Origin of the sequence: Acinetobacter sp., assembly GCF_049284435.1 — a bacterium.
GTDB lineage: Bacteria > Pseudomonadota > Gammaproteobacteria > Pseudomonadales > Moraxellaceae > Acinetobacter.
Genome location: NZ_JBAPXX010000018.1, coordinates 1 through 11,104 on the forward strand (window position 1 = coordinate 1; position 11,104 = coordinate 11,104).

The 11,104-nt window shown below is 41.4% G+C and carries 7 protein-coding genes; 4 read left to right on the forward strand and 3 right to left on the reverse strand.

Features of this window, described 5'->3' with window-relative positions; all coding sequences use genetic code 11:
- The coding region (gene dhaL / locus WAK81_RS01330; protein ID WP_422195368.1) for a dihydroxyacetone kinase subunit DhaL at positions 1-1,311 on the forward strand (1,311 nt) is incomplete at its 5' end.
- A 118-nt stretch (positions 1,312-1,429) separates the two neighbouring features.
- Here dhaL and WAK81_RS01335 read toward each other — a convergent pair.
- Positions 1,430-2,704, reverse strand: a complete 1,275-nt coding sequence (locus tag WAK81_RS01335) for a glutaminase (RefSeq protein WP_422195369.1) — start codon at positions 2,702-2,704, stop codon at positions 1,430-1,432.
- Between the two features lie 343 nt (positions 2,705-3,047).
- On the opposite strand from WAK81_RS01335, the gene WAK81_RS01340 reads away from it, so the two are divergent.
- Positions 3,048-4,154, forward strand: a complete 1,107-nt coding sequence (locus WAK81_RS01340) for a GGDEF domain-containing protein (protein ID WP_422195370.1) — start codon at positions 3,048-3,050, stop codon at positions 4,152-4,154.
- Between the two features lie 18 nt (positions 4,155-4,172).
- Here WAK81_RS01340 and WAK81_RS01345 read toward each other — a convergent pair whose 3' ends face one another.
- Together WAK81_RS01345 and WAK81_RS01350 are read right to left on the reverse strand one after the other, a co-directional pair.
- Complete coding sequence (locus tag WAK81_RS01345) at positions 4,173-4,979, reverse strand: SDR family oxidoreductase (RefSeq protein ID WP_422195371.1); 807 nt, start codon at positions 4,977-4,979, stop codon at positions 4,173-4,175.
- A gap of 20 nt (positions 4,980-4,999) precedes the next feature.
- Positions 5,000-5,671, reverse strand: a complete 672-nt coding sequence (locus WAK81_RS01350; protein WP_422195372.1) for a hypothetical protein — start codon at positions 5,669-5,671, stop codon at positions 5,000-5,002.
- 174 nt (positions 5,672-5,845) lie between these two features.
- Here WAK81_RS01350 and WAK81_RS01355 point away from each other — a divergent pair, with 174 nt between their 5' ends.
- Both WAK81_RS01355 and WAK81_RS01360 read left to right on the forward strand, forming a co-directional pair.
- On the forward strand, positions 5,846-8,740 hold the full coding sequence (locus WAK81_RS01355; protein ID WP_422195373.1) for a valine--tRNA ligase: 2,895 nt from the start codon (positions 5,846-5,848) through the stop codon (positions 8,738-8,740).
- Between the two features lie 97 nt (positions 8,741-8,837).
- Complete coding sequence (locus tag WAK81_RS01360) at positions 8,838-10,541, forward strand: ATP-dependent nuclease (protein ID WP_422195374.1); 1,704 nt, start codon at positions 8,838-8,840, stop codon at positions 10,539-10,541.
- The last annotated feature ends 563 nt before the right edge of the window (positions 10,542-11,104 follow it).

Consider the following 11,104-nt stretch of genomic DNA (forward strand, 5'->3'; position numbering starts at 1 on the left):
TATACAGTAGGTCGTCGTGGCGTGGCAGGCACTGTATTTGTACATAAAATTGCAGGTGCAGCAGCAACACAAGGTTTAGAACTGAGCGAAGTCAAAGCTGTTGCACAAAAAGCCGCGGACAACGTGATTAGCTTAGGTTTTGCCTATAGCTCATGTACCGTTCCTGCCAAAGGCACACCAACCTTTACACTTGCAGATGATGAGATGGAATACGGCGTGGGCATCCACGGCGAACCGGGCATCCGTCGTGAAAAGATTTTGCCATCAAAAGAACTGGCACAGCGTATTGTCGATGACTTATTCCTTGACCGTCCTGACTTGACTGAAGTTGCAGTCTTGGTCAATGGTTTTGGTTCTATCCCAATGCAAGAGTTGTATGTATTTAACCATGATGTCTGTGAACACCTTGCACGTAAAGGCATCAAAATTTACCGCACCTTTGTTGGCAACTATATGACCAGCATCGACATGAACGGTGCATCGGTATCATTACTTGCGGTAGATGATGAACTGAAAGGCTACTTAGATGCCGAGGCCAACACCCCTGCCTTGAAGCTTGATGGTTCGCCTGCACTACCATTTGAATTTGCAGCACAAGACGCAGCAGCAAAACAAACCGCAAATACTGAAGTTGAAACCCAAGCAGAACATGCTGAAATTCAGAATGAGCAATTCACGATTGAAAACATGCGTTATGTGGTTGATGTAATGGCGGCCTGCATCATCAAAAATGAAGTACGATTCTGCGAGCTGGATGCCCATGCAGGCGACGGCGATTTTGGTATGAGCGTCGCAAAAGGCTTTAAACAGCTGAAACGCGAATGGCAAAGCCTGATTCAAGCACAACAGATGGATGAATTCTTACTGAATAGCTCGATGATTATCATGGAGCATTGTGGTGGTGCATCCGGCCCAATCTGGGGTTCAGCATTTCGTGCAGCGAGTAAAGCCATTCAAGGTAAAGCCAGCTTAAGCGTGGCAGATTTTGCCGAGATGCTGCAAGCGGCAGTGAAAGGTATTCAAACTACAGGTGAACGCTCATTTGGTCGTGGCGCTGTGGTCGGTGATAAAACCCTGATTGATGCACTTGTACCTTGCGCAGACTCATGGTCAGCCAATACCGATAAGACTTTTAAACAAAACTTTGTCTTAGGTGCAGAGGCCGCAGTAAAAGGTGCAGAATCGACCAAAGAGATTGTGGCGCGTATGGGCCGTGCCGGTACGGTCGGTGATCGTAGCTTGGGCTATCCAGATGCAGGTGCACACGGCTTAGGCGTGATCTTTACGGACATTGCCGAGCATATTAAATAAGCTTTGCAAGATTTGAAAAAAGCCTCGACCCTGTTCGGGGCTTTTTTATATTTCATTTCCTCTACTGAGAAAGTTTTAAAGAGTAAGTAATAGTATTGCTCACCCCCATGGGTATAGTTTAACTAAACTTCTCCAAATAGCGCTCTAACTCTTCTGTCACCATCACACGTTTATTGCCTTTGACCTGCTCTTCACTCAATACGCCTTCTGAATCAATGACTACCACTTTGTGCCCATTTGCTTGTAAACGTTTGACGCCTTCAAATAACATGCGGGCACCCACATCATGAATCAGAGTCAAATTGGTCAGGTCTATGACTATGCGTGTTTGAGCGTCTGGCTCATCCTGCAAAATCCGCAGCAACATTTCCGATTCGGTAAATTGCAATACACCGCGCAGCTCATACACGACAATGTCATTGTTCTTACCTGCCGTATAACGACTTTGCAAAATGGTCTGTGCCGATGGTGTCCCTTCCATCAAATGCAAGCCCATGTCACGTGATAAACGCTCGAAGATATCCACGCCACGTACACTATGCCCATGCTCATCAATTTTAGGAGAAAATACCACGATTCCCACTTGTCCAGGCAATACCCCGATAATTCCGCCAGATACACCACTTTTAGCAGGAATGCCGACCGTCGTCAGCCAGTCACCCGCCGCATCATACATGCCACAGGTCATCATCACGCTAAGCACTTGGCGCACCACATCACGCTCTAACAACTGCTTGCCAGTTTTGGCCTGAACACCGCCATTGGCGAGCACACTACAGATATTTGCCAGATCTTTGACCGTCACTTTAATCGCACATTGCTTGATGTATCCATTTACGATTTCAACAGGATCCGAATCCAGCACACCTACAGTACGCAGCATATAGCCAATCGACAGATTTCGAAATGCAGTTTTGACTTCAGACTTATACACCTGCTTGTCGAATTCCAGTTGACGTCCTGCCAGCTCACTTAAAAAACGGCGTAAGTATTCCGCACGCGAAATGCCTTTTTGTACCGGAATCAAAGAATGCGTGGTGATCGCACCAGAGTTGATCATTGGATTTTTGGGAAGATTGGTTTCTTTATCCAGTGAAATCTGATTAAAAGCCTCCCCTGATGGTTCAACTCCCACCTTTTCCAGCACAGCGCCGATCCCCAAATGCTGCAATGCCAAGGCATAGGCAAAAGGCTTAGACATCGACTGCATGGTAAATTCGGTTTCATCATCTCCCGTGGAATAAATCGTGCCATCCACCGTGGTCAGCGCCAAGGCGAACCTGTCTGGATCTACCGCTGCCAGTTCAGGGATATAGTCAGCCAAAGCGCCCTGATCATTATCCTGACAGACCGTTAATACATGCTGGAGATAATCGGGCACCGGGGTTTTCATTCAGATAGATCCTTTATATTTTTATCCTGTTTCCACCTTAAATTTTCAGGATAAAACTACAAGTCCAAATTGGTAGCATTTTATAAATACATCCATCGATTTGGACTAAAACAAATGCCTTTTCAGCTCAATGATCATCAGGAGTGAGGGGCATTTTGATATTATTTTTTTGAGTTTTTATAAAATATCGAGCGGTTCAATAGGTCATTTTGATCAGTTTAAGTGTCAATTTTATTTATATTTTTCATCGCAATAAATGATATTATTCACACACCTGCTCACATTATAATCTAATATGCTGATCCTGGATTTGAATTTTTACAGTCTACTCGTGCCCAGCATCATGTCGAGCTTGGGGATCATCACGCTGAGTATTTCCTATTATAAAGGCTTACCTAATTATTTAAGATCTTATGCTTATGCACTGATTCTGATTGGCGTGACGATATTACTCAATACCGTTTTATCTGCATCAGTTTTAGTTGAAATATCTAGTTTAATTGCTGCTCTTTACTTCTTGTCCTGTACATTTCACAGCAAAGCCATTTATGAGCGTTTAAAAATCGACTATATATGGCCAAACTATATTTACCTGATTGCCTTGGGTGCGTTTGGCATTTACTACTTTACCCAAGTGACTGCTGACCAGACTGCCCGTTTGCTGATTATTGGTATCATTACTGCGGGAATTTATTTGCACCGCCCGATTGCCTTTATTCGGACGAGCACACGCTTACGTATCGACAGTTATCTGAAAATTTTTACCTTTGCGACTGTGTTTATCATCATGGGACGTGCCTTGCTGTTCTCTGTTTTACTTGAGGATCAGGGATTTGTCGCCCATTACGAACCAGCGTGGGCATTTACGCAGCTGCTCCTGCTCCTGATTGATCTGATCTTTTTAGGTTTATTCATTGGCTGTGCAATTTTGGATCTGGTGCGAAAGTTGCAACGGGAGCGCCATCACGACCCATTGACCGGATTATTAAACCGTCGTGGCTTTGAAGCCTATATTCAAAAAATAGATCCCAATCCTGCCTTACAGCATGCAGTTTTGATGGCAGATCTAGATCATTTCAAAGCCGTTAATGATCGTTATGGACATCAGGTCGGTGATCTGGTTTTACAACATATCAGTCAGATATTTAAAGCCAATATTCGGGGCAAAGACCAGGTGTCACGTATTGGTGGTGAAGAGTTTCTACTCGTCTTGCATGATATTCAAAAGGATGCCGCCTTTAAAATTGCTGAACGAATCCGGTTGCAGCTTGAAGAAACCCCATTACATCATGAGCAGCAGCATATTTATCTGACTATCAGTATCGGTATCAGCTTCTTCAATCATCCTAATCAGATTAAAGAAGCCACTTTAGCTGCTGATCATGCCATGTATCAGGCCAAACAGATGGGTCGCAATCAGGTTCAATTCGCTCAAGAGAAAATTGCCTGAATTTGATCAGGCTTTAAATTATTTGACTTTGGTCTTGCGAATCATTTTGTACAGTACCTTAGGTGAAATACGCGAAACCAGCACGCCGAGTTTTTCTTTCTTGCCGCCAATCACAATATATTCTTCGCCACACTGCAAGGCTTGTACGCTTTGACGGGCAAAATCCTCTGCCGACAGACCATTTTCAATCGCTTCATCCTGCTTGGCTTGAGGCTTGCCTTCCCCATTTAAGGCATTAAACGAGACATTGGTTTGAACAAAACCCGGGAAAATCACCGAGACTTGAACGCCCTGATCAGCAACTTCAGCACGCAAGCTGTTAGCCCACATATGAATCGCTGCTTTGGCTGCTGAATAAGAAGCTCGATACTGGGTGCCGAGCAGACCTGCCACACTGGAAATAAATACAATACGACCTGATTTTTGTGCCAGAAAGGTCGGCAATACCATTTTGGTAAGAAACACCTGAGAGAAATAATCCACTTCCATAATGGCACGTTCAGTCTGCATGGTGGTATCGGCAATCAGGGCACGCTGGCTGAGTCCGGCATTGTTAATCAGCCAGTCAATCTGGCCTTTTTGCTGCAAAACCTGATCATAGGCATGGCGAACCTGGCTTTCATCTGTAATATCAGCCGTGATGGAAATATGCTGTTCAGGATTATTTAAATGCTGACGTACCTTTTCCAGTTCTTCATGCCGGCGTGCAGTCAGTACCACCTGGGCCCCGAGTGCAGCACATTGCTGTGCAATCGCCTTGCCAATCCCTGAAGATGCGCCGGTAATCCAGACCACTTTTCCATTTAAGTCTTCAACTTTCGCCATGAAATCCTCTTTCCCTTGTTTTAATGAATATGGTGCGGCATTTCATCTTCCAGAAATGCCAGCAAATGCTCAAAATAATAACTCATGGTATCGGCATCATAGATGCTACCGAGCTTGTCAAAACGTTTATAGCCTAACTGGGTGGTTAAATGAATCACCCCATTCAAGGTTTTATCGACCACGACATTAAATTTCAACATTTTTTTCGGTTCACGGATCAGATGTGTCACCCCTTGATCGACCACCTGAGTAAAGGCTTTTAAAGCCGGCGATACATACTGGTGATTACCATTTTTCATCTGGTCAATACAGCCCAGCAGCTCCATCACCAGCAACTTTTCCACCGGATATCGGACGAAGGCATCACCTTGATGCTCATAGGTCATGCAATGCAAATAGTTCACCATAGGCATCAGCCGCTCATTGCCAAACAGCGAAACCGACCAAGGCATATATTTACGGGTGTTATGCATAATCTGCTGAATCACTTTTTCGGACTCACCGTCCGGTGACTTGGCCAGCTGCACCACCTGACCAAAAATCTGGTCAATAATTTCACAGGCCATATCGGCCAGATTTTCACCTAAGGGTCTGGCCAGACTGTCTTGCTCGCCCGCATTTAATCTGGAATGGATCTCTTTAAAGCGCTGATGGGTTTCGGGTTGAAGCTTCAGGGAAATGCTATAGCTCATCTTATTATCCTTTTTGATATGCTGCGATGAGTCGCGTTTTTTATCGTTCTATCATACGTTGAGTTGCTATACATGCCAATTGGCTAAAGTTTGCATTTGGTTAAGCTGCCGCATGCACTATTTTTTTTGCTACAATAGATCCAATTTTTCATTCACTTTTGATCTGTTTAGACTATGACTGACTCAGCGCAAAATATCGCGACAACCTACGATCCGACCGAGATCGAGAAAAAATGGTACCAAACTTGGGAAGAGCGTGGTTACTTTAAGCCGTCTGAAAAAGGCGAATCTTTCTGTATCATGATTCCGCCACCAAACGTCACGGGTAGCCTGCACATGGGTCATGGTTTTAACAATGCCATCATGGATGCGCTGACCCGTTATAACCGTATGTCTGGTAAAAATACGCTTTGGCAGCCAGGTACGGACCACGCAGGTATTGCAACGCAAATGGTGGTTGAGCGTCAGTTGGGTGCGCAAGGTGTCAGCCGTCATGACTTGGGTCGTGAAAAGTTCATCGAAAAAGTTTGGGAATGGAAAGAACAATCTGGCGGTAATATTACCCGTCAAATCCGTCGCCTAGGTTCTTCAGTTGACTGGTCACGTGAACGCTTCACCATGGATGAAGGTCTTTCAAACGCGGTAAAAGAAGTGTTTGTAAAACTTCACGAAGAAGGTCTGATTTACCGTGGTAAACGCCTCGTTAACTGGGATCCAAAATTACAAACTGCCCTTTCTGACTTAGAAGTTGAGGCTGATAAAGAAGAAGCAGGTTCATTGTGGCACTTCAAATACTTCTTTGAAGATAAGTCACTGCGTACCCACGATGGTAAAGATCACATCGTAGTTGCAACAACGCGTCCTGAAACATTGCTAGGCGATACAGCGGTTGCTGTTGCGCTTGATGATGAACGTTATGCTGCACTTGTAGGTCAAAACATCATCCTACCAATTACAGGTCGTGCGGTTCCAATCGTTAAAGACGAATATGTAGACAAAGAATTTGGTACAGGCTGTGTAAAAATCACCCCTGCACATGACTTCAATGACTATGAAGTAGGTAAACGCTGCGAATTGCCAATCATCAACATCTTCAATAAAAATGCTGAAGTGTTGGCTGAGTTTGAGTACATCGCAAAAGCGGGTGAGCAAATTTCGAAAACCATTCCTGCACCTGCAGAATACGTTGGTTTAGAGCGTTTTGAAGCACGTAAGAAGATCGTTGAACAAGCGGAAGCTAAAGGCTGGTTAGACCAAATCCAACCATATACGTTGAAACCACCTCGCGGTGACCGTTCAGGCGTGATCGTTGAGCCACTACTTACAGACCAATGGTATGTAAAAATTGCCCCTCTTGCACAACCTGCAATTGAAGCGGTTCAAGACGGTCGTATCAGGTTCGTGCCTGAGCAGTACAGCAACATGTACATGGCATGGATGAACAACATCCAGGACTGGTGTATTTCTCGTCAATTGTGGTGGGGTCACCGTATCCCGGCTTGGTACGATGCAGAAGGCAATGTTTACGTGGGTCGTGACGAAGCTGAAGTTCGTGCGAAAAACAACATCCCTGCTAATGTTCAATTAGATCAAGACGAAGACGTATTGGATACATGGTTCTCTTCAGGTCTTTGGACATTCTCAACTTTAGGTTGGACTGGCGACGAAGCAAAAGACAAAGAAAATTACTTCTTAAATACATTCCACCCAACAGATGTATTGGTGACAGGTTTTGACATCATCTTCTTCTGGGTTGCACGTATGATCATGCTGACCATGCACTTCATGAAGAATGAAGATGGTACGCCACAAGTGCCGTTTAAAACTGTGTACGTTCACGGTTTGGTACGTGATGGCGAAGGTCAGAAAATGTCTAAATCTAAGGGTAACGTACTTGACCCATTAGACTTGATTGACGGTGTAGATCTTGAAACCCTAGTACAAAAACGTACAACTGGTTTGATGAACCCGAAACAAGCGGCGAAGATTGAAAAATCGACTCGCAAAGAATTCCCTGAAGGTATTCAATCTTACGGTACAGATGCTGTTCGTTTCACATTCTGTGCGCTTGCAAACACCGGTCGTGACATTAAGTTCGATATGAAGCGTGTTGAAGGCTACCGTAACTTTGCTAACAAAATCTGGAACGCAACCCGTTTCGTGATGATGAATGTCGAAGGTCAAACCATTGGTTCAGAAGCTCGTCAAGACCTTTGGGAATTGCCTGAACAGTGGATCGTAAGCCGTCTACAAAAAGCGACTGCTGCGGTACAAACTGCGTTTGCAACCTACCGTTTAGACTTGGCTGCACAAGCAATTTACGAATTCATCTGGAATGAATACTGTGACTGGTATGTAGAACTAACCAAGCCTGTACTCAACGATGAAAACGTATCTGAAGAGCGTAAAGCTGAAGTTCGTCGTGTATTGCTTGCGGTGATGGAAGCATCTTTACGCCTTGCTCATCCGTTAATGCCGTACTTAACTGAAGAAATTTGGCAAACGCTTGCGCCTAAACTTGGTATCGCTGGCGAAACCATTATGTTGGCGCCGTACCCTGTTGCTGAGCAAGCATTGATTAATGACCAGGCTGAAGCAGATATGCAATGGCTGCAAGGTTTGATTGGTGCGGTACGTAACATCCGTGGTGAGATGGGCTTAGGTAATGCTCGTTTGTTGCCTGTTTTGCTGCAAAACACGACTGATGCTGAAAAAGCGCAGATCGCACGTATTGAACCTTTGTTTAAAGCATTGGCGAAAGTTGAAAGCATCACTTTCCTTGCTGATGGCGAACAACCACCATTGTCTTCATCATCTGTCGTTGGTCACGTATCTGTATATGTTCCAATGAAGGGCTTAATTGACCCTAAAGCAGAATTGGGTCGTCTACAAAAAGACTTGGACAAGGTTCAAAAACAGCATGACCAAATTGCCACTAAACTTGGCAATGAAGGTTTTGTAGCGAAAGCACCTGCTGCTGTGGTTGAAGGTGAGAAAGTGAAACTTGCTGAGTTTGCTGATCAGTTAGCGAAGATTAAAGCGAATATGGAGCAGATTGCAGCGCTTTAATGCTGTAGTTTGATATTTAAAAAAGCCACCTATGGGTGGCTTTTTTTGGATCTATAATTTATAAATATAACTATTAAAATTAATTAGATAGTCAATGATGAAAATTTCAAAAATTCATATCGAAAACTTTCGGGGCCTTAAAAATATTGATTTAACACCTTCACAGATGAATTGTGTCATTGGCGAAAATAATGCAGGTAAATCCACTGTTCTCTTAGCTATCAATTTATTTCTTAAAGGTACGAAAATCTCAGAATCTGATTACTATGAGAAGTCTAAAGAGATTTTCATTGATATAACTTTTACCGATATAAATGAGAATGACTTAAATAAAATTTCAGACGAAGAAAACAGAACTAGAATTCAAAATATAATAGAAAATGATTCAATAAGTTTCCGTAGAAAATATAAACTAGATTATACAAGTGATCTGCTTTGTTATAAAAAAGTCCCAACCAACGAAATTTATAGATCTGATTGGATTGCTAGTGAGCTTAAAGGAAAAAAACCAGCAGAAATCAAAAGGTTTTTAACTGATATTTATGGACTCAATCAAGATATCGTGAGTTCAATTTCATCACAAATTGCAGCAAAAGAAAAGATTGAAGAAATAACAGAAAGCCTTTCGGAAGATAACTTTCATTTTGATTGGGAAAATTTACCTACAGGGTTTAGTAACACGGTTACACCAATATTTCCTGAACCAATATATATACCAGCCGTAAAAGATTTTAGTGATGAAACAAAAACAAAAGAAAGTACTAGCTTTGGTAAATTAATAAAAATTTTGTTTACACAAATTGAAAAATCTCCAGAGTTTTTGGATATTAAAAATTCTTTTGAAAAACTCAATAAAATGTTGAATCGTCAGCTTGTTAAAGAGGAAGATGGTACAGAAAATATTGTAGATGAACGATTACCGAGTCTTCAATTACTAGAAATGGAAATAGAAAAGGTTTTTCAAGAAAGCTTTTCACAAATAAAATTAGAGTTCCAAATTCCTAATCCAGAAGTAAAACAAATTTTTAATAGCACACAAATTTTGATAGATGATGGTATAAAAACCACTATTGATTATAAAGGTGATGGTGTTAAGCGTACTTTGGTTTTTTCTATCCTTAGAACTTACGTTGAGAAGCTTAATTCTGATAATCAAAATACTGATTATATTTTTCTGTTTGAAGAACCTGAGTTGTACCTCCACCCTAATGGTCAAAGAATTCTTTATAATCTTCTTGAAAAATTATCATCAAAAGATCAAGTATTTGTCACTACTCATTCTCCAAACTTTTTTTCTGCTACAGCTAAAGAAACTTGTTTTATTAAAATATATAAGGACTTTTCTTCAGCGCCTCCATGTTCAAAAGCCAAAGAAATTAACTTTGTTCAAAATAGTTCTTACAAAGATGCTTTCCAAATTATTTGTTATGAAAACAGTACTCCTGCTTTCTTTTCCAAAAAGGTTCTTTTAGTGGAAGGTGATTCAGACCTCATATTTCTAAAAGGGCTATCAAAATTTATTAATGAATCTTATTGTTTCGAAAAAACGAACATTCCAATTATTAGAATAAATGGAAAAATGAATACTAAACGGTTTTATGATTTTTATAAACATTTTGATATTGAAGTATTTACCCTCTTAGATTTAGATATTCTAATTGATGGATTTGATAAATTGGAGCTAGGAGCACAAACTTCAGAGCTTCAAGATTTGAGAATTAATCTATTAACAAGACTTGATCAGATATGCGAAGAACAAGGTATTGAAAGCAAAATCAAAGGTTCGATCATTTCAGAGTAGGTAAAGAAACGCACATGGCAAGATAAGTATAGTCGATTAAAAGAATTAGCACATAAAGTCAAAAATCAAGAAGCAATTACAGATATAGAACTGCAAGAAATTGATGAGCTTTTCGAATTTGAAACTAATAATAAGCGTCGAGAAGCTTTAAAATTACCTGAAACTTTCTATTTAAAAGAAAAAATTCAGTTAATAACTCGGTTATATGATTTAGGCTATTTTGTATTAAATTTAGGAGCAATTGAAGCTTATTATCCTAAACATACTTCAGGTGAAGATAAACCATCTAAAGCGTTAAATGCTTTAAAAATTATTAAAGAAGCAAATATTAGTTATCTCCCTAAAATATCGTATAAGCAGAATGAACAGTGCGAACTCAGCCTGATAATGACTAAGATTTTTTCCTAGTTCCCTCACCCCAGCCCTCTCCCAAACGGCATAGGTATCTACACATCTTTAGGTACTTAATGCAATTGTTGCGATTTCATTCAGTTCATCTATTGAATATTCCGAGAGCAGTTGAAGAGTGTTCAGTAAAATCGAAAGTCCTGCCAATATTGCAG

Excerpts from the sequence above, each read along its gene's own strand:
- WAK81_RS01360 (WP_422195374.1), top strand. The coding sequence starts at position 8,838 with ATGAAAATTTCAAAAATTCATATCGAAAACTTTCGGGGCCTTAAAAAT.
- WAK81_RS01350 (WP_422195372.1), bottom strand. The coding sequence starts at position 5,671 with ATGAGCTATAGCATTTCCCTGAAGCTTCAACCCGAAACCCATCAGCGC.
- WAK81_RS01355 (WP_422195373.1), top strand. The coding sequence starts at position 5,846 with ATGACTGACTCAGCGCAAAATATCGCGACAACCTACGATCCGACCGAG.
- WAK81_RS01340 (WP_422195370.1), top strand. The coding sequence starts at position 3,048 with ATGTCGAGCTTGGGGATCATCACGCTGAGTATTTCCTATTATAAAGGC.
- WAK81_RS01345 (WP_422195371.1), bottom strand. The coding sequence starts at position 4,979 with ATGGCGAAAGTTGAAGACTTAAATGGAAAAGTGGTCTGGATTACCGGC.
- WAK81_RS01335 (WP_422195369.1), bottom strand. The coding sequence starts at position 2,704 with ATGAAAACCCCGGTGCCCGATTATCTCCAGCATGTATTAACGGTCTGT.